Genomic DNA, 26,261 nt, shown 5'->3' on the forward strand with positions numbered 1-26,261 from the left:
GCGGAGCGGCCCGGGGCGGCGTTGCCGGCGCTCCCGGCGGTGGCGCGGCCCGGTGGGTGCGCCGGGCCCCCCGTTGCAGCACGGCCACCTTCATCCAACGTTTTTGGGTGTTGGGGGCCTTCCGGCAACGCGGGCGGGTCCGTCGCGGCCCGCGCAGCGGCCGGGTGCGGCGGTGAACGCGCTGCTGCTCGTGGTGGCGGGCTTCGCGGCCGGATTGTCCGGGTCGATCGCCGGGTTGGCGTCACTGTTCTCCTACCCGGCCCTGCTGGCGGTCGGGCTGCCGCCGACGGCCGCGAACGTCACCAACACCATGGCGCTGTCGTTCTCGACGGTCGGGCAGGCGGCCGGGTCCCGGCCGGAGCTGTCGGGGCAGGCGCCGACGTTGCTGCGGCTGCTGCCGGTCGCCGCGCTCGGCGGGGCCACGGGGGCGGGCCTGCTGCTCGTCACCCCGCCGGGGGCGTTCGAACGGATCGTGCCGTTCCTGGTCGGCGGGGCGGCGCTCGTGCTGCTGGTCCAACCGCGGATCCGGGCGGCGGCCGACCGGCGCGGGCCGCGGCGCGCGGGCGCCGGGGTCGTCGGCGGGATGTTCGCCGTCGCCGTCTACGGAGGCTACTTCGGTGCCGCGGCGGGCGTGCTCATGCTGGCCCTGGTGCTGGTGGGGCTGCCGGTGTCGCTGCCGAGGGGCAACGCGTTCAAGGCCGTGCTGCTCGGGGTGGCGAACGCGGTGGCGGCGGTGGGCTTCGCGGTGCTCGGCCCCGTCCAGTGGTGGGCCGTGCTGCCGCTGGCCCTCGGCCTGCTGGTCGGCGGCTGGTGCGGCCCCGCGGTGGTGCGCAGGCTGCCGGCCGGGCCGCTGCGGGTGGGCATCGCGCTGGCCGGGCTGGCCCTGGCCGTCGGGCTCGCGGTGCAGGCCTACTGAGCCGAGCCCGGCGCCCCCGGCCGGGCGCGCCAGGATCACGGCGCCGGGGACGGCCCGCCGACGTGCAGCACCGTGTCGCCGTAGCGGCGCTCGCGCCGGGCCGCCAGCGGCCGCGGCCACCCGAACGCGGAGCCGGCGCGCCGCTCCACCACCACGGTGACGTCCTCGGCCAGCCAGCCCTGCGCGGCGGCGGCCGCGAGCCAGCCGGCCACCTCGGCGTCGGGCAGGTCGTAGGGCGGGTCGACCAGCACCACGTCGTAGCGACGCGTGGCCGGGGCCCCCAGCACGGTGGCGGCGGGTGCCGCCCGTACCTCGGCGCCCGGCAGGCCGAGACCCGCGACGTTGCGCCGCAGCACCGCCGCCGCGCGCCGGTCGGACTCCACCAGCAACGCGTGCGCCGCGCCCCGGGACAGGGCCTCCAGCCCGAGCGCGCCCGAGCCGGCACACAGGTCGAGCACCGCGGTGGCGTCCAGACCGGGGTCGTGCTCCAGCGCGCTGAACAGCGCCTCGCGCACCCGGTCCGAGGTGGGGCGGGTGCCGCGGGCGGGAACCTCCAGCCGCCGCCCGCCGACCGCACCCGCGATGATCCGAGTCACCGGGCGAGTCTGGCAGCCTCCAGCAGCGCGCTCGTCTTGGTGGGCTGTGCCGCGGTCGGGTCGATCCCACGGGCGCGCAGCAGCCGCCGGATCTGCGCGGCCGTGCGGGTCGCGCGCGACGGCGCGCACTTGGCCGAGACCTCGTACAGCTGCGAGCCGTCGGGGCAGGACCAGCGCTGCAGCTCCAGCCGCCGCGGGCTGCCGGGGAGGGTGCCCACGGTCCGCGTCACCATGGCCGGCCCGTGCACCCGCAGGTCGCGCAGCGGCGGGCGGGTGCCGGCGAGCATGCGCAGGAAGCGGCGCTGCTCGGCCGACATGAGCGTGCGCAGCGGCTCCCGACCGCGCACGGCGGCCCGGACGACCGAGGGCCGCAGCCGCTGCCGTACCGCGGTGGTCCACAGCGAGGTCGACGGCGACGCGTCGAGCTCGACGCTCAGGTCGCGGAAGCGCCGCAGCTCGCGGGGCAGCCGGACCGGCCGGGAGCGGCGCAGCTTCACGACGGAGTCGCCCGCGCCGACGCCCGCGGTGCGGGCCCGGACCACCAGCCCCTGCCCGAGCAGGTCGAGGTCGGGCGTGTCGAGGAAGTAGACCTCCCGGGTGCCCGTGGTGCGCACCCGCATGTCGGCGGCCAGCTCGTCGAGGCCGTCGCCCGGCACCAGGATCTTCACCTCGACGCGGTCGAGCCGCCCTGCGCGGCTCGCGGCCCGGTCCAGCCCGGTCCACGGCACGTCGTGCGGTTCGCCCATGAGTGCTCCCGGTTCACCGTCGGTCGAGCACCGGCGGGTCGGAACCGACTACCCGGATCCGCGCACCGCTACTCCAGTTCCAGCAGCAGGTCGCCGCCCTCCACCTGCTGCACCCCTCCGATGGCCAATCGCTTGACGGTGCCGGATCGTTGCACGGTGATCGACGCCTCCATCTTCATGGCCTCGATCGTGGCGACCGTCTGGCCGTCGTCGACCGTGTCGCCCTCGGCCACCGACAGCGTCACCACGCCCGCGAAGGGGGCCGCGAGATGGGCGTCGTTGCCGCGGTCGGCCTTCTCCGTGGCCTTGACGTCGCTCTCGATCGACTCGTCGCGCACCATGACCGGGCGCAGGTGCCCGTTGAGCGTGGTGAGCACGGTGCGGTAGCCGCGCTCGTCGGCCTCGGAGATGGCCTCCAGCCCGATGAGCAGCGTCACGCCGGGCTCCAGGTCGACGGCGTGCTCGACCTCGGGCTCCAGGCCGTAGAGGTAGTCCTTGGTGGACAGCACCGACGTGTCGCCGTAGGTCTCCTGGTGGGTCAGGTACTCCGTGGTCGGCGCGGGGAACAGCAGCCGGTTGAGCGTGGCGCGGCGGTCGGTGCCCCCGTCCTCCTCGGACATCAGGCCGCGGCGGTCGTCGATGGTGAGCTCGACGCTCTCCTTCTCCGGCGAGCGGCCCTCCAGCGCGCGGGTGCGGAACGGCTCGGGCCAGCCGCCGGGCGGGTCGCCCAGCTCACCGCGCAGGAAGCCGATGACCGAGTCGGGCACGTCGAAGTCGCCCGGGTCCTTCTCGAAGTCGGCCGGCTCGACCCCGGCGCCGACGAGGTGCAGCGCGAGGTCCCCCACCACCTTCGACGACGGCGTGACCTTCACCAGCCGCCCGAGCATCCGGTCGGCGGCCGCGTAGCAGTCCTCGATCAGCTCGAACCGGTCGCCCAGCCCCAGCGCGATCGCCTGCTGTCGCAGGTTGGACAGCTGCCCGCCGGGGATCTCGTGGTGGTAGACGCGCCCCGTCGGGGACGCGAGCCCGGACTCGAAGGGCGCGTACACCTTGCGCACGGCCTCCCAGTACGGCTCCAGGTCGCAGCAGTTCTCCAGGTTCAGGCCGGTGGCCCGCGGCGTGTGGTTGGTCGCCGCGACCAGCGACGACAGCGCGGGCTGGCTGGTGGTGCCCGACATCGACGCCGTCGCGGCGTCCACGGCGTCCACCCCGGCCTCGATCGCCGCGATCAGCGTGGCGAGCTGCCCGCCCGGGGTGTCGTGGGTGTGCAGGTGCACCGGCAGCTCGAACCGCTCGCGCAGGGCCCTCACCAGGGTGCGCGCGGCGGGCGGGCGCAGCAGCCCGGCCATGTCCTTGATCGCCAGCACGTGCGCGCCCGCGTCGACGATCTGCTCGGCGAGGTGCAGGTAGTAGTCGAGGGTGTAGAGCCGTTCACCGGGGTCGGACAGGTCGCCGGTGTAGCACAGCGCCACCTCGGCCACGGCCGTGCCGGTCGCGCGGACGGCGTCGATGGCCGGGCGCATCTGGGCGACGTCGTTGAGGGCGTCGAAGATGCGGAAGATGTCCATCCCGGTCCGCGCGGCCTCGGCCACGAACGCGTCGGTGACCTCGGTCGGGTAGGGCGTGTAGCCGACGGTGTTGCGGCCGCGCAGCAGCATCTGCGTGCAGATGTTGGGCACGGCCTCGCGCAGGGCGGCGAGCCGGTCCCACGGGTCCTCGGCGAGGAACCGCAGGGCCACGTCGTAGGTCGCGCCCCCCCAGCACTCCAGCGACAGCAGCTCGGGCGCCGTGCGCGCCACGTACGGGGCGACGGCGAGCAGGTCGCGGGTGCGGACGCGGGTGGCGAGCAGGCTCTGGTGGGCGTCGCGGAAGGTCGTGTCGGTGACGGCCACGGCGTCCTGCTCGCGCAGCCGCCGCGCGAAGCCCTCGGGCCCGAGCTCGCGCAGCAGCTGGCGCGACCCGTCGGGGGCGGGGGCGTCGAGATCGCAGGCGGGGAGCTTCTCGACCGGCTCGACCACGCGGGGCCGGTCGCCGTTGGGCCGGTTGACGGTGGTCTCGGCGAGGTAGGTGAGCAGCCGCGTGCCGCGGTCGGCGGGCTGGCGCGCGGTGAGCAGCTCGGGGCGTTCGGAGATGAAGCTGGTGGTGACCCGGCCGGCCTGGAACTCGAGGTCGGACAGCACCGCGGTGAGGAACGGGATGTTCGTGGAGACGCCGCGGATGCGGAACTCCCCCACCGCGCGGGTGGCCCGGCGGACGGCCGTGCGGAACGTGCGGCCCCGACACGTCAGCTTCACCAGCATCGAGTCGAAGTGGGCGCTGACCTCGGCGCCGGTGTGCGTGGTACCGCCGTCGAGGCGGACGCCCGGACCGCCCGGCGAGCGGTAGTTGCTGATCGTCCCGGTGTCCGGGCGGAAGCCGTTGGACGGGTCCTCGGTGGTGATGCGGCACTGCAGCGCGGCGCCGTGCAGGTAGATGTCCTCCTGGCGCAGCCGCAGGCCGGGCAGGGTCTCGCCGGAGGCGATGCGCAGCTGGGCGATCACCAGGTCGCGGTCGGTGACCTCCTCGGTGACGGTGTGCTCGACCTGGATCCGCGGGTTCATCTCGATGAACACGTGGTGGCCGCGCTCGTCGAGCAGGAACTCCACGGTGCCCGCGTTGACGTAGCCGATGTGGTCGGCGAACGCCACGGCGTCGGCGCAGATCCTCTCGCGCAGCTCGGGGTCGAGGTTCGGCGCGGGCGCGATCTCGATGACCTTCTGGTGGCGTCGCTGCACCGAGCAGTCCCGCTCGTAGAGGTGCACGACGTTGCCCTCGGCGTCACCGAGGATCTGGACCTCGATGTGGCGCGGGTTCACCACGGCCTGCTCCAGGAACACCGTGGCGTCGCCGAAGGCGGACTCGGCCTCGCGCATCGCGGCCTCGATGGATTCGCGCAGGTCTGCGCGCTCCTGAACGTGGCGCATCCCGCGCCCGCCGCCGCCGGCGACCGCCTTCACGAAGATCGGGAAGCCGACGTCCTCGGCCGCGGCCAGCAGGGTCGGCACGTCGTCGGAGGGCTCCGAGGACGCCAGGACCGACACCCCGGCCTCGCGGGCGGCGGCCACCGCCCGCGCCTTGTTGCCGGTCAGGTGCAGCACGCTCGCCGGTGGGCCGACGAACGTGATGCCGGCCTCCTCGCACGCCTCGGCGAGGTCCGGGTTCTCCGACAGGAACCCGTAGCCGGGGTAGACGGCGTCGGCACCGGCCTTCCGGGCCGCCTTGATCACCTCGGGGACGGAGAGGTACGCCCGCACCGGGTGCCCCTCCTCGCCGATCTGGTAGCTCTCGTCCGCCTTCGCGCGGTGCAGGGAGTTGCGGTCCTCGTACGGGTAGACCGCCACCGTCGACGCCCCGAGCTCGGCGCACGCCCGGAAGGCCCGTACGGCGATCTCGCCGCGGTTGGCGACCAGCACCTTGCGGAACACGGGCGACCCCTCTCGTGATCGTTGTGGGCAGAAGGTACCTGGGCGCACCCGATCGGACCGTGCGGATCCCGGGTCGCATCGGGTACCAAGGAGATGTGGCACACCATCCTCGGCGGTCCCGGTCCGCACGGGCCGCGGCGTCGGCCGGTGCGGCGTTCGCGGAGGGTCGCAGGCTGCGCCGGGCCGCGGAGCGCCGCCGCCTGCGCCCGCCCCGCCACCACGGCCCGGCGCCGTGGCTGTTCCTCGTCCCCGTGGTCATGTTCGTGATGGTGGCCGCCACCATGGCCGGGCTGGTCGTGATCGGCCTCGTGGTCACGGTGCTCGCCTCGGCGCTCCCGGCGCTGCTCGTCGGCGGCGTGGTGTTCGCCGCCGTCCGGCGCAGGCGACGCATCGCCCGGTCTGCGGGCACCGCCCCGCTGCCGGGTCGGCCCGCGGCGACCATGCGGCCCGAACTGGTGTGGTCGCACGCGCGCGACCGCTTCCACACCCTCGCGCAGGCCTACGCGGCCCACGAGTGCGACCCGATGAGCGTGCTGCGCCTGCCCGCGCTGTCGGACGTCACGGTGCCCAGCACCGGGCGCTTCGTCGAGGCGTTCGCCCAGGCCCAGGCGCTGGAGTCGGACGCGTTCCCGGGCGAGGAGCACGCCGCGGAGTTCGTCCGCGCGGTCGACCGGGCGCAGCGGTCGTGGCGCGCGGCCCGCGAGGCGGCCGAGCGCATCCGCCTCTCCGGCCTCTCCCCCGCCGAGCGGTCGACCGTGGAGCGGGTGCTCAAGCTGCTCACGGTGGCGCGCGACTCGGGCAGCGAGCCCGAGCGCCTGGCCGCCTACTCCCGCGCCCGCACGGAGCTGGCCAAGCTCGACGCCGCCGGGGTGATCCACCTGCCCCGCACCGCCGCGGCCGCCCTCGACGCCGCCGCCCGCGGCGCGCTCCCCGCATAGCTCAGCGCATCGGGACAGGGTCCGCGCGCCGGACAGGGTCCGCGCGCCGGTCCGGGTTCGCGCGCCGGACAGGGTTCGCGCGCCGGTCCGGGTTGCGCGCGGCGCCGGCAGCGCGCAAACCCCCACCCAGCGCGCGAGCCGGGGTCTGCTCGCGCCGATCCCGGGCGTGCTCACACCTTGTCCAGGTACTCCGCCCGGTCCTCCGCGACGACCTCTCCCACCAGCGCGGCCAGGCCCGGGCTCGACGCGAGACCGGGATCGGCGTCCACCAGGTGCGTGGCGTAGACCTGCGCCTTCGCGATGATCTCCTCGTGGCGCAGCAGCGACAGCAGCCGCAGCCCCGAACGGCGCCCGGACTGCAGCGCCCCGAGCACGTCACCCTCCCGACGCAGCTCCAGGTCGAGCCGGGCGAGCTCGAAGCCGTCGGTGGTGCCGGCGACGGCGTCGAGCCGCTCGCGGGCGGTGGTGGCCTCGGGCATCTCGGTGACCAGCAGGCACACCCCGGGCGCCGCTCCGCGACCCACGCGCCCGCGGAGCTGGTGGAGCTGGGAGAGCCCGAAGCGCTCGGCGTCGAGGATGACGATCGCGGTGGCGTTGGGGACGTCCACGCCCACCTCGATCACGGTGGTGGCCAGCAGCACGTCGATCTCGCCCCGCTCGAACGCCCGCATCACGGTGTCCTTCTCCTCGGCGGGGAGCTTCCCGTGCAGGACCCCTAACCGCAGGCCCTCCAGGGCGCCCTCGGCCAGGCGCGGGGCGATGTCGAGCACCGCCAGCGGCGGGCGCCGGGCCTCGTCGGCGGCGTCGTCGGGCGGCGGCGCCGCCTCGTCGGGCGCCGTCTCCTCGTCCGTGGCGTCCTCTCCCACCCGCGGGAACACGATGTAGGCCTGGTGCCCGGCCGCGACCTCGGTGCGCACGCGGCGCCAGACGCCCGCGAACCACTGCGGCTTCTCCGCCAGCGGCACCACCGTGGTGGCGATCGGCGAGCGGCCCTTCGGGAGCTCGCGCAGGGCGGAGACCTGCAGGTCGCCGTACACGGTCATCGCGACGGTGCGCGGGATCGGGGTGGCGGTCATGACCAGCATGTGCGGGGCGAGCTCGCCGCGGCCGCGCAGGGCGTCACGCTGCTCGACGCCGAACCGGTGCTGCTCGTCGACGACGACGAGCCCGAGCCCGGCGAAGCCGACGCGGTCCTGGATCAGCGCGTGGGTGCCGACGACGATGCCCGCCTCGCCGGACTGCGCGTCGAGCAGCGCCTGCTTCTTCGCCTTCGCCCCGAGCGACCCGGTGAGCAGCGTGACCCGGGTGGCGAGCTCCGCGCCGCCCAGCTCACCGGCCTGCGCCAGCGGTCCGAGCAGTGCGCGCAGCGACCGCGCGTGCTGGGCGGCCAGCACCTCGGTGGGCGCGAGCATCGCCGCCTGCTGCCCGGAGTCGACGACCTGCAGCATCGCGCGCAGCGCGAGGATCGTCTTGCCCGCACCGACGTCGCCCTGCACCAGCCGGTTCATCGGGTGCGCGCGCGACAGGTCGGCCGCGATCTGCGCACCCACCTCCCGCTGCCCCGCCGTCAGCGTGAACGGCAGCCGGGCGTCGAACGCGTCGAGGAGGCCGCCCGGCATCGGTGGGCACGCCGCCGCCGGGCGCGCCACCGTGGCCTGGCGGCGCAGCGCCAGCGCGAGCTGTACCCCCATCGCCTCGTCCCAGACGAGCCGGTGCCGCGCGGCGTGGATGTCGGCGTCGGTGTCGGGCACGTGGATGCGTCGCAGCGCCCGCCCGAGGTCGGCCAGCCCCTCGCGGGCGCGGACCGTGCCGGGCAGCGGATCGGTCGGATCCTCCAGGACGTCGAGCACCTGCCGCACGCAGCGCGCGATCACCTGCGAGCCGACCTTCGCCGTGGCCGGGTAGACCGACAGGAACGGGCGGATCTCGTCGGACTCGTCGAGCGGCTCGAACTGCGGGTGGGTGAGCTGCAGCTTCTCCTTGAAGATCCCGACCTTGCCCGAGAACACCGCGCGCACCCCCGGGTAGATCAGGTGCTTCACCTTGTGCGCGTTGAAGAACGTGCAGTCGAGCCGGCCGCCCTGCTCGTCGCGGATGACGACCTGCAGCATCGTGCCCCGCCGCGCCCGCATCTCCCGGATGGTGCTCTTCTCCACCTCGGCGACCAGCGTGGCGTGCTCGCCCAGCTCCAGCCCGGCGATCGCGGTCAGCTTCCCCCGGTCGACGTAGCGGCGCGGGTAGTGCCGGACCAGGTCGCCCACGGTGTGCATGTCCAGATGCGCGGCCAGCAGGTCGGCCGACTTCCTGCCGATGGTGGACTGCAGCGCACTCCCCATGTCGATCTCTGTCACTCCACCCCCAGCACCAGCGGATAGTCGGCCTGCCCCCCGCGGTGCACCACGACGTCGACCTCGGGATGGGTGCGGCGCAGGTCCGCGGCCAGGCCCTCGCCCAGCTCGTCGCCGGCCCCCTCCCCCAGCAGGGCCGTGACGATCTCACCCCCCGCGGTGAGCATGCGATGAGCCAACCACAGCGCACCGACAGCCAGATCCGGGGCGATCAGCACGACCTCGCCGTCGGAGAGGCCGAGCACGTCGCCGGGCTCGCAGCGGCCCACCCAGGTCAGTGCCTCGCTCTCGGCGACGAGCAGCGCCGCCGTGCGCGTCAGCGCCGCCGCCTCGGCCATCGCGACCACGTCGTCGGCCGCCCGGCGCCCCGGGTCGTGGACGGCCAGCGCCGCGAGTCCCTGCAGCACCGACGCGGTGGGGACGACGAGCACCTCCTGGCCGTCGCGCCGCGCGGCGGCGGCGGCCCGCTCGACGGTCCCGGTCAGCTCGGTGTCGCCGGGCAGCACCACGACGTGCCGGGCGCCGGTGCCCACGATCGCGCGCTGCACGGCCGGCGCGTCGACGGCGCCGGAACGCTCCAGGACGTCCGCGCCCGCCGTGCGCGCCAGATCCGCCAGGTCGGCCCCGGCCGCGACGAGGAGCACGGCGCGGGGCCGCTCGAACCGGTCGGGCGCGGGGGCGAGCTGGTCGGCGAAGCGCACCACGGTGATCCGGTGCGGGCGCCCGGCCGCGATCCCCGCCTCGATCGCCGCGCCGACGTCGGTGCAGTGCACGTGGACGTTCCACGTGGACGATCCGTCGACCTCCGCCCCGCCACCGACGACGGCCACCGAGTCCCCGAGCGCGTCGAGCTCCTCGCGCAACGCGGCGACGGCGGCGGCACCGTCGCGCCCGGGCACGTCGAGCAGGTACATCACCTCGTAGTCGAACACCGGCGAGCCGACCTCCCGCTCCGCCACGAGCGCGTCGCGGCCCCGGGCGGGTCCCCGATCGCCCGTCGGGGCGGGCGCCACCGCCTCCGGGCGCCCGCCCACGAGTGCCGCGAGCGCGTCGAGCACGAGGTAGAGGCCCAGCCCTCCGGCGTCGACGACCCCGGCGCGCGCCAGCTCGGGGAGCTGACCGGTGGTCTCGCGCAACGCGTCGCGGGCGGCGTCGGCGGCCGCGGCGGACACGTCGTCGAGCCGGTCGGAGCCCACCGCCACCGACGCGACCGCCGCCGCGGAGAGCACCGACAGCACCGTGCCCTCGCGGGGGCGGGTCACCGCGGCGGTGGCCAGGCGGTGGGCGCGACCCAGCCCGTCGGCCAGCACCCTCCCGCCCGCCGAGGGCCCGGCCACCGCGGCGATCGCGTCGGCCATACCGCGCAGCACCTGCGAGAGGATCACCCCGGAGTTGCCGCGCGCCCCCAGCAGCGCGCCCCGCGCGAGCGCCGGCGCGACCGGCTCCCCGTCGCCACGCGCCTCCTCGACGGCCGCGCGCATCGTCAGCAGCAGGTTGGTGCCCGTGTCCCCGTCCGGGACCGGGAAGACGTTGATCCGGTCGATCTCGGCGCGATGCCGTTCGAGGGCGGCCACGGCCGCCTTCGCCCAGCCGGTGAGCAGGGCGGCGTCCAGGATCGGGGGCACAGGCCCGAGGGTATGTGTCGCAGCCCCGGAGCCCGCAGGTACTCTTGGACTTCACGCCCGGGGTATCCCGGCGTTCCACCGATTCGAGGAGTGACCGACGTGGCTGCCGTCTGCGACGTCTGTAGCAAGGGTCCGGGCTTCGGCATGAACGTCTCGCACTCGCACCGCCGCACCAAGCGCCGGTGGAACCCCAACATCCAGACGGTGCGCGCCCGCATCGGCGGCGGCAACCGTCAGCGCCTGAACGTGTGCACCTCCTGCCTCAAGGCGGGCAAGGTCGCCCGCGCCTGAGCGCACCCCGACACCCGGCGACGGCACCTCCGCTGCGGCGGGGGTGCCGTCGTCGTCTGGCCTGCCGCCCATCCGGCGACGCGGCGGGTCCCGCGCGGCGCGAGACCCGCCGCGACCGGCATGCGGCAACACGCACCTCGACCGCGCCGCACTCGCGCCGAGCACCGGCGGCGCCCCGGCCGACGTGGCTGTCTAGGGCAGCTTCCAGTCCACCGGCTCGCCGCCCAGCTCCTCCAGCAGCGCGTTCGCACGGCTGAACGGCCGGGACCCGAAGAACCCGCGGTCGGCCGACATCGGGCTCGGGTGCGCCGACTCCACCAGCGGCACGTCCACCAGCAGCGGCGCGAGGTTGCGCGCGTCGCGGCCCCACAGGATCGCCACCAGCGGCTCGGCGTCCCGGTCGACCAGCGCGCGGATGGCCTGCTCGGTGACCCTCTCCCAGCCCTTGTCGCGGTGCGATCCCGGGTTGCCCGGCTCCACGGTCAGCACGCGGTTGAGCAGCAGCACCCCCTGGTCGGCCCACGGGGTGAGGTCACCGGTCGCCGGGGTGGGGTGGCCGAGGTCCTCCGAGTACTCGCGGAAGATGTTGGCCAGCGACCGCGGGATCGGCCGCGTCTCGGGCGCCACCGAGAACGACAGCCCGATCGCGTGCCCGGGCGTCGGGTACGGGTCCTGGCCCACGATCAGCACCCGCACCGCGTCGAAGGGCCGGGTGAACGCGCGCAGCACGTTCGCCCCGGCCGGGAGGTAGCGGCGGCCGGCACCCAGCTCGGCGCGCAGGAACTCACCCATGTCGGCGATCACCGGAGCGACGGGCCCCAGCGCCCGCGCCCATCCGGCCTCGACGACCTCGTGCAGCGGCTTGGCCATCTAGAGCCGCCGCAGCTCGGCGCGGAACCGCTGCCCGCGCTGGACGTAGGACGAGACGGCGTAGTCGGTGGCGTCGGCGGGCACCTCGAAGCCCTCGCGGACCCGCGCCGGGATCCCCAGCGCCATCGTCCGCGGCGGGATCACGGCCTTCGGCGAGACCACGGCCCCCGCCGCGACGATCGCACCCTCGCCGACCGTGGCGCCGTTGAGCACCACCGATCCCGACGAGATCAGCGCCCGGTCGCCGACGGTGGCGGCCTCGATGTGCACGTTGTGGCCCACGGTCACCTCGTCGCCGATGAGCGTCGGCTGCTCCAGCGTGGTGTGGACGATCGTGCCGTCCTGGATGCTGCTGCGGGCCCCGACGACGATGTGGCCGTCGTCGCCGCGCAGCACGGCGGTGGGCCACACCGACGACTCCGCGCCGATCGTCACGTTGCCGATCACCACGGCGTCCGGGTGGACGTAGGCGTCGGGGTGGATGTCGGGCTCGACGTCGCCCAGGGCGTAGAGAGGCACGGGTCGACTCTAGGACGTGGGGGGTTCGGGCCCCTCGCGCGGCATGCGGTCGGCCAGCTCGTCGACGACGAGGATCTCCGGGCGCACCGAGCCGCTGCGGTAGGCCGACCGGCCGACGAGCTGCGCGAGCACCGGCGCGGTGATGACCTGGAACACCGCGACCAGCAGCAGCGTCACCGCGTCGTCGGGCGCCAGCCGCAGCGCGGTGCCGGCCAGGATCAGCAGCAGGCCCAGGGTCTGCGGCTTGGTGGCCGCCTGCACCCGGGACAGCAGGCTCGGCAGCCGCAGCACACCGAGCGCGCCGAGGAGGCACTGCAGGGCCCCGGCCAGCAGCAGCACCCCGGAGACGACGTCGAGCACCGGGTTCATCGGTGCCGCTCCCGGCGCTCGACCAGCCGCGCGGCGCTGGCCGACCCCACGAACGCCACCAGCGCGAACGCCACCAGCAGCGGGATGTTCGATCCGTCCCGGTAGTAGGCCACGTACACGGCGACCGCGGCGACGATCAGCACCACGACCACGTCGAGCGCGGCGATCCGGTCGAGGGTGTCCGGGCCCCGGAACAGCCGGACCATGGTCAGCACCCCGGCGGCGAGCAGGAGCAGCAGCACGATCACGAAGACGACGTTCACGGGCGTCCCCCCAGCTGCCTGCGGGCCTGTGCGACCTCGTCCGGCGACCCGACCGCGGCCAGGACCCTGAGCTGCATCTGCATGGCCGCGGTCCGGGCCCGCTCCACCGCCGTGACCTCGCGCGGGCCGAGCACGTAGACGTACCAGAACGAGTCGACGTGGTCGATCTGCAGCACCATCGTGCCCGGCGACAGGGTGTAGGTGTTGGCGAGCAGTGCCACCACCCGGTCGGACCGGCTCAACAGCGGAAGCTCCAGTACCGCCCCGCGCACCTGCGGGCCGTACCACAGCGCCTGCACGCTCACCTGGACCGACGACGCGACGATGTCCCGCGCGACGAACCCGATCAGGCGCAGCACCTGCAGCGGCCGCACCGGCAGCCGGTCGACGAGCACCCCGGGCCGGAACAGGCCGCTGACCAGCAACCCGACCAGCACGCCGCCGACGAGGGTGAGCAGCGTGAACGATCCCCACAGCAGCACCCACACCAGGGCCAGCCAGGCCACGGTCCACGCCCGCGTCACCGCACGTCCCCCAGCACCGCGACCAGGTAGGGCTCGCGTTCGAGCAGGTCCGTCCCGGCCCGTCCGGTGATCGCCGTGAGGGGTCCGGCGAGCACCACGATCCCGAGGCTGACCGCGACCAGCCCCGCGGTGGCCGCGTACATCGGCACCGGCGTGCGCGCCACCCCGACCACCACCTCGTCGACGGGATCGTCGTCGGGCAGCGCGGGCGCCGGTTCCCCCCAGAACACCCGGACCCACACGCGGGCCAGCGCGTAGAGGGTCAGCAGGCTCGCCACGATCACCACCCCGGCGACGGCGGTGGGCCACGGCCCGGCCGACACCCCGGCCTGCAGCAGCGCCAGCTTCGCCACGAAGCCCGCCGTCGGCGGCACCCCGGCCAGGGTGAGCGCGGCGATCGCGTAGATCACCGCCAGCCCGGGCGCGGTGCGCAGCAACCCACCCATCCGGTCCAGCGCCACGGTGCCGGTCCGACGGGTGATCAGACCGCTGACCAGGAACAGGGTCGCGAGCACCGTGATGTGGTGGGCGGCGTAGAGCGCCGCCCCCGACACCCCGGCCGCGTCGAAGACCGCCAGCCCGAACAGCATGAAGCCGATGTGGCTGACCAGCAGGAACGACAGGCTCCGGTTGATGTCGTTCTGCACAAGCGCCCCCAGCGCGCCGATCAGCATGGTGGCGGTGGCCAGGACCAGCATCAGCGTCCAGGGCTCCTCGCGGGAGAACAGCAGCGTCTGCGTGCGCAGCAGGGCGTAGAAGCCGACCTTCGTCAGCAGCCCCGCGAACAGCGCCGCCACCGGGCCCGGCGCGTTGGGGTAGCTGTCGGGCAGCCAGAAGTGCAGCGGCACCATCGCGGCCTTGATCCCGAACACGATCAGCAACATCAACCCGAGCACCGTGACCAGTCCCGGGGGGAGCAGCTCGATCCGCCCGGCCAGGTCGGCGAGGTTGACCGTGCCCGTGGCCGCGTAGACCATCGCGATCGCGGTGAGGAACAGCAGCGAGGACAGCAGGCTGACCGTCACGTAGGTCATCCCGGCCCGGATCTTGGTCGAGCTGGTACGCCGGGTGATCAGGACGTAGGACGCGGTGAGCATCAGCTCGAAGGCCACGAACAGCGTGAACAGGTCCCCGGTGAGGTAGGCCAGCGACACCCCGGCCGAGAGCATCAGGTACATCGGGTGGAACGTGGTGCTCGACGTGCCGCGGCCGTAGTCGGCGATGCGCTGGTCGATCGCGTACACCAGCACCGCGAGGGTGACCAGGGTGGAGATCAGCAGCAGCAGCGCGGAGAGGCGGTCGGCCACCAGCGCGATACCCACCGGCGCCGCCCAGCCGCCGAGCTGTGCGACCACCGGACCCTGCGCGTCGGCCACCAGCAGCAGCACGGCGGCGATCACCGAGACCGCCGAGAGGACCACGATCCCGACCACCCGCTGCAGCGCGGCCGAGCGGCTGCCGACGACCGTGACCGCCGCGCCCAGCAGCGGGAGCAGCACCGGGAGCGCGAGGAGCGGTGTGACATCGGTGGTCATGACCGTGCCTCCCGCTCGATCTCGTCGTCGGCGTCGGACTCGTCGGCGGCCTCGTCCGGCTCGTCGTCGTGGTCGTAGTCGGCGTCCAGGGAGGCCGAGGGCCGGGTCTGGGTGGCGATCCGGCGGTCCTCGACGTCGTCCTGCACCTCGTCGTGCCCGACCAGGACGAACGAGCGGTACCCCAGCGCCAGCAGGAACGTCGTCAGCGCGAACGTGATGACCACGGCCGTGAGCGCGAGGGCCTGCGGCAGCGGGTCGGTGATGGCCTCGACGGGCACCGTTCCGACGATCGGCGGCCGCCCCGGCGGGCCGCCGGCGATCTGCAGCAGCAGGTTGGTGCCGTGCCCGAGCACCACCACGCCGAGCAGCACGCGCATCAGCGAACGCTGCAGCAGCAGGTAGAACCCGACCGCGAACAGCACCGCCACCGCGGCGGCCATCGTCAGGTTGATCGTCGTCACGTGAGCTCACCCGCGTCGCGCATGTCGCGCTCGATCCCGGCACCCAGCGCGCGCAGCAGGTCCAGCACCGCGCCGACGATCAGCAGGTACACCCCGGTGTCGAGCAGCAGGCTGGTCTGTGTCGACACCGTGCCCAGCACCGGTAGGTCCACGCTGAGGTAGGCGGTGGACAGGGCGGGCGCGCCGACCAGCAGGGGGGCCAGTGCCGTGAGCACCGCGATCGTCAGCCCGGACCCGATCAGCACCGGCGAGCGGACGGCGATCACGGCACCGAGACCGGGGCCACCACCGGCGATGTAGCGCAGCACGAACGCGAGCCCGGCGACGAGCCCGCCGGAGAAGCCGCCGCCGGGCGAGTAGTGCCCGACCAGCAGCAGGTACAGCGAGAACACCAGCATCGTCGGGAACAGGGTGCGGGTGGCGACCTCCAGCAGCAGGGTCCGGTCGTGCCCGTCGCGGCACTCACCGGAGAGCATCCAGGGCTGTCGGGGTCGGTCCCACTCGCCGAAGGGGACGGGTGCGCGCGTCATCCGAGAACGTCCTCCTCGTGCTGGGGGCTGCCCTGTCCGCTCTGCAGGTCGCTCCGCCCGCCCGGACCACGCCGGTCGTAGCGGGTGGCCAGCACCAGGCTCGCCACGCCCGCGGCGGCGACGAACAGCACCGAGATCTCGCCGACGGTGTCCATCGCCCGGAAGTCGACGAGGATCGCGGCGATCACGTTGTCCGCCCCCGCCTCGTCCGGGGCGAGCGCGATGAAGTCGTCGCTGGCCGAGGCCGGACCGACCCGGGCCCCGGAGAGCACGACCGCCACCCCGGCGACGACCAACCCCCCTGCGGTGGCGAGGGCCGCCTTGAACAGCTGGATGCGCCGCGCCGAGGGCTGCTCGGTGAAGTGCGCGGGCAGCCGGCGCAGCACGAACACGAACGCCACCAGCGACAGGGTCTCCACCAGGAACTGGGCCAGCGCCAGGTCCGGCGCCCCGTCGACGACGAACAGCCCGCCCACCCCGTAGCCGACGATGCCCACCAGCAGCACCGCGGAGAACCGCCGCTTGGCCCGCAGCGCGGCCAGCGCGGCGAGGATCACCGCGGCGGCCAGCGGCACCTGTGCAAGGTCGTGGTAGGGCCGCTGGTCGTCCGGCCAGACCCCGCCGAGCAACGTGGTCGGCCCGAGGAACAGCACCACGACGGCGAGGATGGTGCCGAGGTAGGCGGGCAGGGACCCGACCTGCAGCCGACCGGTCACGACGACCGCGATCCGTTCCAGCGCTCCCACGGTGGTTTCGTAGCCGCGCTGGGCGTCGAGCGGGCTGCGGTCGTGCAGGGTCCGCAGGGGCCCGCGGTACCGGTGCAGGAGCAGCCCGCCGACGATCACGATCACGGAGAACAGCAGCGGCAGCTTCAGGCCGTGCCACAGGGCGAGGTGGTAGTCCGCCGCCTCGGCGTCGGCGGCGACGTACCGCCCGGCGTACCCGGCCGCGAGCGCGTCGACGAGCGGGAAGGCGACCCCGAGTGCGAGCCCGATTCCCGCGCACAGCCAGATCGGCCCGGTCAGCAGCGCACCGGGGGCGTGCACCGGCGTGTCCTCCACGCCGGGCTTGCGGGCGAAGGCGCCCCACAGGAACCGGGCGGTGTACGCGGCGGTGAGCACCGAGCCGACCAGCAGCCCGAGCGCGACGATCCAGCCCCGGGCCCCGCCCTCGTGCAGGAACGCCTCGAACGCCGCCTCCTTGCCGACGAACCCGATCAGCGGTGGCAGCCCGGCCATCGACGCCCCGGCCAGCGCCGCGGCCACCGCGAGCCCCGGCATGGAGACGCGCAGGCCGGAGAGCCGCCGCAGGTCGCGGGTGCCGGTGGCGTGGTCGACCGCGCCGGCGATCATGAACAGCGGCGCCTTGAACAGGCCGTGCGCGAGCAGCATCGCGATTCCGGCGAGCGCGGCGATCCGCCCGCCCGCCCCGAACAGGACCATCAGGAACCCGAGCTGGCTGACGGTGCCGAACGCGAGCACCCGCTTGAGGTCGGTCTCGGCCAGCGCCCGCCAGCCACCGATCAGCATCGTCGCGATCCCGGCGACGACGACCGGCACCCACCACAGCGCGACCTCGGCGAACGCGGGCGAGAGCCGCGCCACCAGGTAGACCCCCGCCTTCACCATCGACGCGGCGTGCAGGTAGGCGCTGACCGGGGTGGGCGCGACCATCGCGGCGGGCAGCCACGGGTGGAAGGGCAGCTGGGCGGACTTCGTGAACGCGCCGAGCAGGATCAGCGGGAGGGCGGCGGTGACCAGCCCCCCGGACGGCGGGTCGGCCAGGATCTCCGAGATCCGGTAGGTGCCCGCGGCCTCGCCGAGCAGCACGAAGCCCAGCAGCATCGACAGCCCGCCCAGCACCGTGACGAGCAGCGCCTGCAGGGCCGCGCGCCGGCTCTCCCGCTTCTCCCCGCTCTGCCCCACGAGCAGGTAGGAGGTGATGGAGGTGAGCTCCCAGAACACGTAGAGGGTGAGCAGGTCGTCGGCCAGGACGAGCCCGAGCATCACGCCGGCGAAGGTCAGCAGCAGGGCCGCGGACCGGGTGGCCTCCTCCGAGCGTGGCCCGAAGTAGCCGACGGAGTAGACCAGGATCACCGCGCCCAGCCCGGAGACCAGCACGATCATCGCGAGCGCGAGCGCGTCGAGGCGGAAGCTCAGCTCCAGCCCGAGCGACGGCGCCCAGGCCAGGGTGCTCGTGACGCCCTCCTCCAGCGCCGCGTCCACGTGCGCGAGTGCCCACACGACCGTGCCGGCCGGCAGCACCGCGGCGACGGCGAACGCGGCCCGGCGACTGCGCGCGGAGACCAGCGGCAGCAGCCCGGCGACGACGAGATGGGCGACGACGAGCGCGAGCAAGCACCGTCTCCTCTCATCACCTGGACGGGCCCCGGGACGAGTACCCGGGCTCGCCGGGGCCATCCGGCGCGGTGCGAAGATGATCACCGATCCGGGCCAGCCTACCGGCGCACGCCCGGCGGCAGCGTCCGGAGCAGCTCACCACGGCGCGGCGCCTGATCCGTGCAGAGCTCGCAGCAGGGCCGGGCCTCACAAGAGTCGCGGAACTCGCAGACGTCGCAAAGCTCGCGGCCGCCGTCGGATTCACCCCGGGTTTCCCCGGCGACGCCGGCCCGGCCACCGTCGCCGGGGTCCCCGCCCGGCCCGCCCCCGGCCGCTCCGGCCCGCCTGCCCCGCGAGGCTCTACCCGAAGCCGGCCGGCGAACCCTGCGAGGGCCCCGCACCGCAGGCGAGGGGCAGGGTCTTGGCGAAGCAGCGGCTGTCGGGTTCGCACCGGTAGGCGCCGAACCCGGGAATCGGCGCGTAGCCCTCGCTGCGGTACAGCGCGATCGCCTCGGGCTGCCGGGTGCCGGTCTCCAGGATCGTGCGGCGGCGGCCGCGGGCCGCCGCGGTGCGCTCCAGCTCGGCCAGCACGGCGCGGGCGTACCCGCGGCCCCGGTGGGCGGCGGCGACGTACATGCGCTTGATCTCCGCGTCGCCGTCGCGCAGCTCGGGATCCGCGCCGTCGCGCCCGCGGGCGCGCCAGCCGCCGCACGCCACGGCGATCCCGCCCGCGTACCCGACGGTGAAGTGGCCCAGGGGCGGGGCGAACTGCGCGGGGTCCAGCGGGGTGATGTCCTCGTCGCCGTAGCGCTCGCGGTAGACCGCCTGCACCTCCGCGATGAGGCGGACGGCGTCGGGATGGTCGAACGCGGTGGGCCGCAGATCCAGCACGTAGCCGACCCTACGACGGGGCGCGACGGCCCGGTGACCGACTTCCGGGAGGCCCGTGCCGCGTAGGCGCCCGGCCCCACGCCGCCCGCCGTCCGCCGGGGTCACCGCTCAGCTCGGCGCACCTCGGGATCCGGCCTTGGCCTTCTGCCGCCAGGTCGTCAGCGCGCGCTCGGTGTAGCCGTTGGGCTCGGTCCGCCCGGCGAACACCAGCTCCAGCGCCGCCTGGAACGACGGGCTCGCGTCGAGGTCGGCGGCCATCGGCAGGTAGCCGGGCTCACCCGCGTTCTGCTCGTCGACCAGCGCGGCCATGCGGGCGAACGTCTCGCGCACCACGGCCTCGTCGACGACGCCGTGGTGCAGCCAGTTGGCGAGCAGCTGGCTGGAGATGCGCAGCGTGGCGCGGTCCTCCATCAGCCCGACACCGTCGAGGTCGGGCACCGTGGAGCAGCCGATGCCCAGCCCGACCCAACGCACCACGTAGCCGAGGATCGACTGGGCGTTGGTCTCCAGCTCGTGGCGGATGGCGTCGTCGGACGGGGTGGCGGTCTGCACGGGCACGTTCAGCAGCTGCAGCCGGTCGGTGTGCCGCCCGGACAGCTCCTTCTGCCGGGCGAGCACGTCGGTGCGCAGATAGTGCAGCGCGTGCAGCGTGGCGGCGGTCGGCGAGGGCACCCACGCGCAGTTCGCCCCGGCCTGCGGGTGGGCGATCTTCTGCTCCAGCATCGCGGCCATCGCCGCCGGCTTGGCCCACATGCCCTTGCCGACTTGGGCCTGACCGGTGAACCCGGCGGCCAGCGCCACGTCGACGTTGAGGTCCTCGTACCCGGTGAGCCAGGACGTGGACTTCATGTCGTCCTTGGGCACGACCGGGCCGGCCTCGAAGTCGGTGTGGATCTCGTCGCCGGTACGGTCCAGGAACCCGGTGTTGACGAAGATCACCCGGTCGGCCGCGGCCTCGATGCAGGCGCCGAGGTTGAGCGAGGTGCGCTTCTCCTCGTCCATGATGCCGATCTTGAGGGTGCGCGCGGGCAGGCCCAGCGCCTCCTCGACGGCGGCGAACAGGTCGACGGTCAGCGCCACCTCGTCGGGCCCGTGCTGCTTGGGCTTGACGATGTAGACGCTGCCCGTGCGCGAGTTGGAGTGACGGCCCAGACCGCGCAGGTCGTGCAGGGCCGCGGTGGCGCAGACCAGGGCGTCGAGCACGCCCTCGGCGACCTCGGTGCCCCCGGCCAGCACGGCGTTGGTGGTCATGTGGTGCCCGCAGTTGCGCACCAGCAGCAGCGATCGCCCGGGCAGCGTCAGCGCCGACCCGCCCGGCGCGGTGTAGGTGCGGTCGCCGTGGACCGTCCGCTCGACCGTCCGGCCACCCTTCTCGAAGGTGGTCGACAGGGTTCCGGTCATCAGCCCGAGCCAGGTGCGGTAGGCCTGCGCCTTGTCGGCGCCGTCGACGGTCGCGACCGAGTCCTCCAGGTCGACGATCGTGGTGACGGCCGACTCGACCACGATGTCGGCGACGTCCGCGTGGTGCTGTCGCCCGACCTGGTGCTCCGGGTCGATCGTCAGCTCGACGTGCAACCCGTTGCGGCGCAGCAGGATCGCGCCGTCGCCCGACCCCGCGAGCTGCGCGGGATCGGCGAGGGCGGGCGTGAGCGCCCCGTTCTCGATCCGGTAGCCGGTGACCTCGGCGTGGCTGCCGGAGGCGAGCGGGAACAGCTCGTCGAGCAGGCGGTCGGCCTCGGCGATCACCTGCGCGCCGCGTCGCTCGTCGTAGCCGGGCCCGAGCTCGTGCTCGAGCGGGAGCGCGTCGGTGCCGTACAGGGCGTCGAACAGCGAGCCCCAGCGGGCGTTGGCCGCGTTGAGCGCGTAGCGCGGCACGGTGGCGGGTACCACCAGCTGGGCGCCGGGGACCTCGGCGATCTCGGGGTCGACGCGGCTCACCTGCACGCGGGGCGCCGCCTCGGGCAGCAGGTAGCCGATGCCGGAGAGGAACTCGGCGTAGGAGGCGGGATCACCGGCGCCGTGCTCGCGGTGCCAGGCGTCGATCCGGGTCTGCAGCTCGGCCCGCCGGTCGAGCAGGGCGGCGATCCGCGGGGCGAAGCGCGTCTGCAGGTCGGCGAGCACGCCCCAGAAGCGGTCGGGCGTGATGTCGAGGCCGGGCAGCAGCTCGTCGGTCACGAGGGCGCGCAGGGCAGGATCGACCTGGAGGTCCGTCTCAGACATATACGTTTTCTACCATACGGATTCACTTTTCCGCATCACGGAAGTACGCTCTGGCTTGCCGTGAGGTCGGCGGGAGCCGACGCTCGACGGTCGGCCCTCCCGGAGGTGACGCTCCGCGGCACGGGCGGGGCACCGGTGCGCGTCGTAGGGTCGTGCACGACGGATCGACGACGAGGAGGCCCGACCGATGTCGCTGCCGGTTGCGGTGCGGGACGCGTTCGAACGGGTCCTCGCCCCGGGGGACGTGCTGTCCGACCCGGTGCAGTGCCGCTCCTACGAGTGCGACGGGCTGACCGGCTACCGGGTGCGGCCCGACCTGGTGCTGCTCCCCCGCGACGCGTCCCAGGTGGCGGCGGCGGTGCGGGTCTGCCACGAGCACGGCGTGCCGTTCGTGGCGCGCGGGGCGGGCACCGGGCTGTCGGGCGGTGCGCTCCCGGTCGCCGACGGGGTGGTGATCAGCCTGGCGCGGCTCAAGCGGGTGCGCGACATCGACCCGGTGAACCGGCGCGCGGTCGTCGAGCCCGGCGTCACCAACCTGGAGATCACCGCCGCGGCCGCGCCGCACGGGCTCTACTACGCGCCCGACCCGTCGAGCCAGCAGGTCTGCACCATCGGCGGCAACGTCGCGGAGAACTCCGGCGGCGCGCACTGCCTCAAGTACGGCTTCACCACCAACCACGTCCTGAGCTGCGAGGTCGTGCTGGCCGACGGCTCGCTCGTCACGCTCGGCACCGACACCGGCGAGCAGGCCGGGCCCGACCTGCGCGGGGTGTTCCTCGGCTCCGAGGGCACCCTGGGCATCACCACGTCGATCACGGTGCGGTTGCTGCGCACCCCGGAGTCGGTACGCACGCTGCTCGCCGACTTCCCGTCCGTCGCGGCCGCGGGCGACGTCGTCTCCGACATCGTGGCGGCCGGGATCGTGCCCGCCGCCGTCGAGATGATGGACACCCTGGCCATCGAGGCGGCCGAGGAGGCCGTGCACGCCGGCTACACCGTCGGCGTGCCTGCGGCGCTGGTCGTGGAGCTGGACGGGCCGGTCGAGGAGTGCGACGCCCAGTTCGAGCAGGTGAAGACGATCTGCGAGAAGCACGGCTGCACCCGGCTGCACATCGCGGGCTCCCCCGAGGAGCGGGCGAGGATCTGGAAGGGCCGCAAGGCCGCGTTCGCCGCCGTCGGCCGGATCTCCCCGGACTACTTCGTGCAGGACGGCGTCGTGCCCCGCACCCGGCTCGCGGAGGTGCTGGACCGGATCGCCGGCATGGGCACCGACGCCGGGCTACGCGTGGCCAACGTCTTCCACGCCGGCGACGGCAACCTGCACCCGCTGGTGCTCTACAGCGCGGCCGCCGGGGAGACCGAGCGCGCCGAGCGGCTCTCGGGCGAGATCGCGGAGCTGTGCGTCGAGATGGGCGGGTCGCTCTCGGGCGAGCACGGGATCGGCACCGACAAGGCGTGCTCGATGCCGAAGATGTTCGGCGAGGAGGACCTGGCCGCGATGCGCCGGGTGCGGGACGCGTTCGACCCGCGGGGCATCTGCAACCCCGGCAAGGTCCTGCCCACCCCACGGTTGTGCGGCGAGCGCCCGGGGAAGTACAAGCCACACCCGCTGGAGGAGTCCGGAGTGATCGAGCGCCTGTGAACACGAGACGGTGAAGACGAGCCTGTGAAGACGACCACGACTCTGCGGCCCGCCGACCTCGCCGAGGTCCGCGACGCCGTGCGCGACACCCCGGGGCACCTGGCGATCGCCGGCGCCGGCACGGCCGCAGGCTGGGCGGGCCCGCTCGACGCGGTCGACGCGGTGCTCGACGTCTCCGGCCTCGCCGGGGTGATCACCCACAACCCCGGCGACATGACGGTGTCGGCGCGCGCCGGCACGCCGCTGCGCGCGCTGGTCGACGTGCTGTCCGAGCACGGGCAGCACGTGTCGCTCGACGCCGCCCGGATCGCCGACGGCGCCACCCTCGGCGGGTTGCTCGCCACGGGCGACGCGGGCCCGTCCGCGCTGGTGTACGGCACGATGCGCGATCTGGTCATCGGGACCACGGTGGTGCTCGCCGACGGCTCGGTGGCCCGCAGCGGCGGGCACGTGATCAAGAACGTCGCCGGCTACGACCTGGCCAAGCTGCTGCACGGGTCGCACGGCACGCTCGGCGTGCTCACCGAGGTGGTGCTGCGGCTGCATCCCGTGCCGAGGCGTACCGCCACCGTCGTCGTCGACGCCCCGCTGGCCGACGCGGCCGCCCGCGCCGCGCGCGTGCTGGAGGGCCCGTACGAGCCGGTGGCGCTGGAGTGGATCAGTGACGGCGCGCTCCTGGTCCGCATCGAGGGCACCCCGGAGGCGCTCCCCGCGCGGGCGGCGCGGCTGCGGGAGCTGCTGGGAGGGACCGCGGAGCTCGTCGACCCCGGCGACGAACGGCACTCCCGTACGCCAGGTGTGGACGGGAGTGCCGTTGGTTCGCCCGATCCGTGGCTGCGCCACGCCGAGATCACCCGCGGGCTCCCCGAGGCCGCGGTGCTGCGGATCGGGGCCCGGCCCTCGGTGCTGCCCACGCTGGTGTCCGAGCTCGCGCCGGTGGCCGCCACCGTCGGGCTCGGCACGGGGGTCGCCACCGTGTCGCTGCCGCCCGACGCCGTCGCCGACGCGCACACCCGCGTCCACGCCGCGGGTGGCACGTCGCAGCTGCGCTACCGCCCACCCGGCGCCGACGCCCCCGCCTGGGGGCCACCGCCGTCCGCGCTCGCCGTGCTGCGCGCCGTGAAGACCGAGCTCGACCCGGACGGCCGCTTCGGTCCGGGCCGCTTCTCCCCCTGGATGTGATGTGAGTACTCCCGCAGGCTCCGCCGAGACCAACCTCCCGCAGACCGCACCGTCCGCGTTCGACGCACACCGCCCGCCCGAGCGCGAGCTGCTCGACGACTGCGTGCACTGCGGCTTCTGCCTGCCGACCTGCCCGACCTACCAGCTGTGGGGCGAGGAGATGGACTCCCCGCGCGGCCGCATCTACCTCATGGACCTCGCCCAGAAGGGCGAGATCGGCCTCGACGGGCCGTTCACCGAGCACATCGACGCCTGCCTGGGCTGCATGGCGTGCGTGACGGCGTGCCCCTCGGGGGTGCAGTACGACCGGCTGCTGGAGTCGGTGCGCCCGCAGGTCGAGCGCAACGTCGAACGCGACCGTGGTGACCGCCTCTTCCGCGACGCGATCTTCTCGCTGTTCCCGTACAAGCGGCGGTTGCGGGCGGCGGCGCTGCCCGGTGCGCTCTACCAGAGGCTGCGCCGGATCCCCGCCGTCGCGAAGCTCGCCGACCGGCTCCCCGGCCGGCTGGCGGCGATGGAGTCGCTGTTGCCGCCGGTGTCGGTGCGCGAGGCGTTCGCGCGGCTGCCCGTGTTCACCCCCGCCGTGCACGCCCGCCGCGGGCGGGTCGCGCTGCTCTCGGGCTGCGTGCAGGACGTGTTCTTCCACCGCGTCAACGAGGCCACCGTCCGCGTCCTCGCCGCCGACGGCTACGACGTGCTCGTACCGCGTGACCAGGGCTGCTGCGGTGCGCTCGAGCTGCACGCCGGGCGCGAGGAGACCGCGCTGGGCCGGGCCAGGCGCACCATCGCCCGCTTCGAGACCCTCGACGTCGACACGATCGTGACCAACGTGGCGGGCTGCGGGTCGTCGATGAAGGAGTACGGCCACCTGCTCTCCGACGACCCCGAGTGGGCCTCGCGGGCGGCGGCGTTCAGCGCCCGGGTGCGCGACGTGCACGAGGTGCTCGCCGACCTGGAGCCGGTGGCGCCGCGCCACCCGTTCCGCGCGCGCGTGGCCTACCACGACGCCTGCCACCTCGGGCACGCGCAGAAGGTGCGGTCGCAGCCCCGCGCGGTGCTGCGCAGCATCCCGGACCTGCAGCTGATCGACATCGCCGAGGCCGACCTGTGCTGCGGCTCCGCGGGCATCTACAACATGGTGGCGCCGGAGGCGGCGGGCGAGCTCGGGGTGCGCAAGGCCGGGAACGTGCGGGCGGCACGGCCGGACGTCGTGGTCACGGCCAACCCGGGCTGCCTGCTGCAGATCGGCAAGCACCTGGGGCGCGACATCCCGTTGCTGCACCCGGTGCAGCTGCTCGACGCCTCGATCCGGGGGGTGCCGGTGCCCCGGAGCTGAGTGCCGCGGGCCCGGGCTACTCGCCGACGATCGCCGACCCGTCGATCTCGTCGGGGCCGGGCGGGGGGACGAACGGGGGCGGAGCGTCCTGGTCGAAGTATCCGCGGCCGACCTCGTCGCAGGAGGCGCCGAACTCGGGATGGGTGTTGGGGTTGATCCGCAGGGCGGTCACGAACCGGTCGATCCGCGGGTCGGCGGCGTCGTCGACGGCGAGCTGGTGCCCCCAGGACTGCAGGGAGATCGGCTGTTCCATGCCCGGGTAGGGCGAGAGGACCAGGTACGGGTTGCCCTCGACGCGCGCGGCCAGCGCGTCGACGGTGCCCGCGTCGACCCGGTCGGGGTCGTAGGCGATCCACACCGCGCCGTGCTCCAGCGAGTGCACGAGGTTCTCGCTGCGCACCGGCTCGGGATAGACGACACCGTTGCAGGCGGCCCAGGCCTGGTCGTGGTTACCGCCGAAGGGCGGGGCGGCGGTGTAGGCCACCCGCTGGCCGGGGCCCACGTGCTGTGCGTTCTCGACGTTCTCGATCCGCACCCCGTCGATCCGGCGGGACGGGTCCGGGTCGTCGGCGGAGGGCACGAACGAGCTGAGGTCCGGCGCGGGTGACGCGACGCCGCCGACGATGTTCGCGCAGCTCGCGAGCAGGACCGATGCG

23 protein-coding genes are annotated in these 26,261 nt (G+C 74.4%); 6 read left to right on the top strand and 17 right to left on the bottom strand.

The features are described from left to right. The first annotated feature begins 172 nt into the window (after window positions 1-172). The gene (locus Q1K26_RS03325; protein ID WP_300007640.1) at window positions 173-916 is read left to right on the top strand and encodes a sulfite exporter TauE/SafE family protein; all 744 of its coding nucleotides are present in this window, start codon (window positions 173-175) and stop codon (window positions 914-916) included. A gap of 35 nt (window positions 917-951) precedes the next feature. On the opposite strand, the gene rsmD is transcribed toward Q1K26_RS03325, so the two are convergent. The 3 genes from rsmD to Q1K26_RS03340 all read right to left on the bottom strand — a co-directional run bounded on the left by rsmD (window position 952) and on the right by Q1K26_RS03340 (window position 5,722). Further along, window positions 952-1,512 carry a 16S rRNA (guanine(966)-N(2))-methyltransferase RsmD gene (rsmD, locus tag Q1K26_RS03330; RefSeq protein ID WP_300007641.1) on the bottom strand — a complete coding sequence of 187 codons (561 nt, stop codon included), beginning with the start codon at window positions 1,510-1,512 and terminating at the stop codon, window positions 952-954. Then, window positions 1,509-2,258 (bottom strand): hypothetical protein, encoded by a 750-nt coding sequence (locus Q1K26_RS03335; protein WP_300007642.1) that lies wholly within the window; start codon window positions 2,256-2,258, stop codon window positions 1,509-1,511. Before Q1K26_RS03335 ends, rsmD begins: the two co-directional genes overlap by 4 nt. Window positions 2,259-2,326: 68 nt before the next feature. Beyond that, window positions 2,327-5,722 carry a pyruvate carboxylase gene (locus tag Q1K26_RS03340; protein ID WP_300007643.1) on the bottom strand — a complete coding sequence of 1,132 codons (3,396 nt, stop codon included), beginning with the start codon at window positions 5,720-5,722 and terminating at the stop codon, window positions 2,327-2,329. Between the two features lie 95 nt (window positions 5,723-5,817). Here Q1K26_RS03340 and Q1K26_RS03345 point away from each other — a divergent pair, with 95 nt between their 5' ends. Then, window positions 5,818-6,660 carry a hypothetical protein gene (locus Q1K26_RS03345; protein WP_300007644.1) on the top strand — a complete coding sequence of 281 codons (843 nt, stop codon included), beginning with the start codon at window positions 5,818-5,820 and terminating at the stop codon, window positions 6,658-6,660. Between the two features lie 170 nt (window positions 6,661-6,830). On the opposite strand, the gene recG is transcribed toward Q1K26_RS03345, so the two are convergent. Both recG and Q1K26_RS03355 read right to left on the bottom strand, forming a co-directional pair. Then, window positions 6,831-8,996 carry an ATP-dependent DNA helicase RecG gene (gene recG, locus Q1K26_RS03350; protein ID WP_300007673.1) on the bottom strand — a complete coding sequence of 722 codons (2,166 nt, stop codon included), beginning with the start codon at window positions 8,994-8,996 and terminating at the stop codon, window positions 6,831-6,833. An 11-nt stretch (window positions 8,997-9,007) separates the two neighbouring features. After that, a complete protein-coding gene (locus Q1K26_RS03355) occupies window positions 9,008-10,633 on the bottom strand; it encodes a DAK2 domain-containing protein (protein WP_300007645.1) in 1,626 nt (541 codons plus the stop codon). Window positions 10,634-10,732: 99 nt separating this feature from the next. Between Q1K26_RS03355 and rpmB the strand changes: the two genes are divergently transcribed. Beyond that, a complete protein-coding gene (gene rpmB, locus Q1K26_RS03360) occupies window positions 10,733-10,924 on the top strand; it encodes a 50S ribosomal protein L28 (RefSeq protein WP_300007646.1) in 192 nt (63 codons plus the stop codon). Between the two features lie 192 nt (window positions 10,925-11,116). Here rpmB and Q1K26_RS03365 read toward each other — a convergent pair whose 3' ends face one another. From Q1K26_RS03365 to Q1K26_RS03415, 11 genes are all read right to left on the bottom strand, one after another. After that, window positions 11,117-11,794 carry a uracil-DNA glycosylase gene (locus Q1K26_RS03365; RefSeq protein ID WP_300007647.1) on the bottom strand — a complete coding sequence of 226 codons (678 nt, stop codon included), beginning with the start codon at window positions 11,792-11,794 and terminating at the stop codon, window positions 11,117-11,119. Further along, window positions 11,795-12,313, bottom strand: coding sequence for a gamma carbonic anhydrase family protein (locus tag Q1K26_RS03370; protein ID WP_300007648.1), 519 nt, complete (start codon window positions 12,311-12,313; stop codon window positions 11,795-11,797). It abuts the gene before it with no gap. Window positions 12,314-12,322: 9 nt separating this feature from the next. Further along, window positions 12,323-12,682: a monovalent cation/H(+) antiporter subunit G gene (gene mnhG, locus Q1K26_RS03375; RefSeq protein WP_300007649.1), complete on the bottom strand. Its 360-nt coding sequence runs from the start codon at window positions 12,680-12,682 to the stop codon at window positions 12,323-12,325. Then, window positions 12,679-12,945, bottom strand: a complete 267-nt coding sequence (locus Q1K26_RS03380) for a monovalent cation/H+ antiporter complex subunit F (protein WP_300007650.1) — start codon at window positions 12,943-12,945, stop codon at window positions 12,679-12,681. The genes mnhG and Q1K26_RS03380 overlap by 4 nt, the downstream gene beginning before the upstream one ends. Then, on the bottom strand, window positions 12,942-13,469 hold the full coding sequence (locus Q1K26_RS03385; protein ID WP_300007651.1) for a Na+/H+ antiporter subunit E: 528 nt from the start codon (window positions 13,467-13,469) through the stop codon (window positions 12,942-12,944). Before Q1K26_RS03385 ends, Q1K26_RS03380 begins: the two co-directional genes overlap by 4 nt. Then, the gene (locus tag Q1K26_RS03390) at window positions 13,466-15,004 is read right to left on the bottom strand and encodes a Na+/H+ antiporter subunit D (protein WP_300007652.1); all 1,539 of its coding nucleotides are present in this window, start codon (window positions 15,002-15,004) and stop codon (window positions 13,466-13,468) included. Before Q1K26_RS03390 ends, Q1K26_RS03385 begins: the two co-directional genes overlap by 4 nt. Next, on the bottom strand, window positions 15,001-15,465 hold the full coding sequence (locus Q1K26_RS03395; protein ID WP_300007653.1) for a Na(+)/H(+) antiporter subunit C: 465 nt from the start codon (window positions 15,463-15,465) through the stop codon (window positions 15,001-15,003). The genes Q1K26_RS03390 and Q1K26_RS03395 overlap by 4 nt, the downstream gene beginning before the upstream one ends. Further along, on the bottom strand, window positions 15,462-15,995 hold the full coding sequence (locus Q1K26_RS03400; protein ID WP_300007654.1) for an MnhB domain-containing protein: 534 nt from the start codon (window positions 15,993-15,995) through the stop codon (window positions 15,462-15,464). The genes Q1K26_RS03395 and Q1K26_RS03400 overlap by 4 nt, the downstream gene beginning before the upstream one ends. Then, window positions 15,992-18,352, bottom strand: coding sequence for a hydrogen gas-evolving membrane-bound hydrogenase subunit E (gene mbhE, locus Q1K26_RS03405; RefSeq protein WP_300007655.1), 2,361 nt, complete (start codon window positions 18,350-18,352; stop codon window positions 15,992-15,994). Before mbhE ends, Q1K26_RS03400 begins: the two co-directional genes overlap by 4 nt. 342 nt (window positions 18,353-18,694) lie before the next feature. Further along, window positions 18,695-19,222, bottom strand: a complete 528-nt coding sequence (locus tag Q1K26_RS03410) for a GNAT family N-acetyltransferase (RefSeq protein WP_300007674.1) — start codon at window positions 19,220-19,222, stop codon at window positions 18,695-18,697. 111 nt (window positions 19,223-19,333) lie between these two features. Beyond that, window positions 19,334-21,445 carry a malate synthase G gene (locus Q1K26_RS03415; protein WP_300007656.1) on the bottom strand — a complete coding sequence of 704 codons (2,112 nt, stop codon included), beginning with the start codon at window positions 21,443-21,445 and terminating at the stop codon, window positions 19,334-19,336. Between the two features lie 187 nt (window positions 21,446-21,632). Between Q1K26_RS03415 and Q1K26_RS03420 the strand changes: the two genes are divergently transcribed. Genes Q1K26_RS03420 through Q1K26_RS03430 form a run of 3 tightly spaced genes read left to right on the top strand, consistent with a single transcriptional unit; the run spans window position 21,633 to window position 25,605 of the window. After that, complete coding sequence (locus Q1K26_RS03420) at window positions 21,633-23,087, top strand: FAD-linked oxidase C-terminal domain-containing protein (protein ID WP_300007657.1); 1,455 nt, start codon at window positions 21,633-21,635, stop codon at window positions 23,085-23,087. Window positions 23,088-23,111: 24 nt separating this feature from the next. Next, window positions 23,112-24,269 carry an FAD-binding protein gene (locus Q1K26_RS03425; RefSeq protein ID WP_300007658.1) on the top strand — a complete coding sequence of 386 codons (1,158 nt, stop codon included), beginning with the start codon at window positions 23,112-23,114 and terminating at the stop codon, window positions 24,267-24,269. 1 nt (window position 24,270) lies between these two features. Continuing rightward, entirely contained in the window at window positions 24,271-25,605 is a 1,335-nt protein-coding gene (locus Q1K26_RS03430; RefSeq protein ID WP_300007659.1) for a heterodisulfide reductase-related iron-sulfur binding cluster, read from the top strand. A gap of 16 nt (window positions 25,606-25,621) precedes the next feature. Here the strand turns inward: Q1K26_RS03430 and Q1K26_RS03435 are convergent, their stop codons facing one another. Beyond that, window positions 25,622-26,251 (bottom strand): DUF3105 domain-containing protein, encoded by a 630-nt coding sequence (locus Q1K26_RS03435; RefSeq protein WP_300007675.1) that lies wholly within the window; start codon window positions 26,249-26,251, stop codon window positions 25,622-25,624. Window positions 26,252-26,261 lie beyond the last annotated feature (10 nt).

Source organism: Pseudonocardia sp., assembly GCF_029263155.1.
GTDB lineage: Bacteria > Actinomycetota > Actinomycetes > Mycobacteriales > Pseudonocardiaceae > Pseudonocardia.

Excerpts from the sequence above, each read along its gene's own strand:
- Q1K26_RS03335 (WP_300007642.1), bottom strand. The coding sequence starts at position 2,258 with ATGGGCGAACCGCACGACGTGCCGTGGACCGGGCTGGACCGGGCCGCG.
- recG (WP_300007673.1), bottom strand. The coding sequence starts at position 8,996 with ATGGGGAGTGCGCTGCAGTCCACCATCGGCAGGAAGTCGGCCGACCTG.
- Q1K26_RS03365 (WP_300007647.1), bottom strand. The coding sequence starts at position 11,794 with ATGGCCAAGCCGCTGCACGAGGTCGTCGAGGCCGGATGGGCGCGGGCG.
- mnhG (WP_300007649.1), bottom strand. The coding sequence starts at position 12,682 with ATGAACCCGGTGCTCGACGTCGTCTCCGGGGTGCTGCTGCTGGCCGGG.
- Q1K26_RS03390 (WP_300007652.1), bottom strand. The coding sequence starts at position 15,004 with ATGACCACCGATGTCACACCGCTCCTCGCGCTCCCGGTGCTGCTCCCG.
- Q1K26_RS03400 (WP_300007654.1), bottom strand. The coding sequence starts at position 15,995 with ATGACGCGCGCACCCGTCCCCTTCGGCGAGTGGGACCGACCCCGACAG.
- Q1K26_RS03415 (WP_300007656.1), bottom strand. The coding sequence starts at position 21,445 with ATGTCTGAGACGGACCTCCAGGTCGATCCTGCCCTGCGCGCCCTCGTG.
- Q1K26_RS03420 (WP_300007657.1), top strand. The coding sequence starts at position 21,633 with ATGTCGCTGCCGGTTGCGGTGCGGGACGCGTTCGAACGGGTCCTCGCC.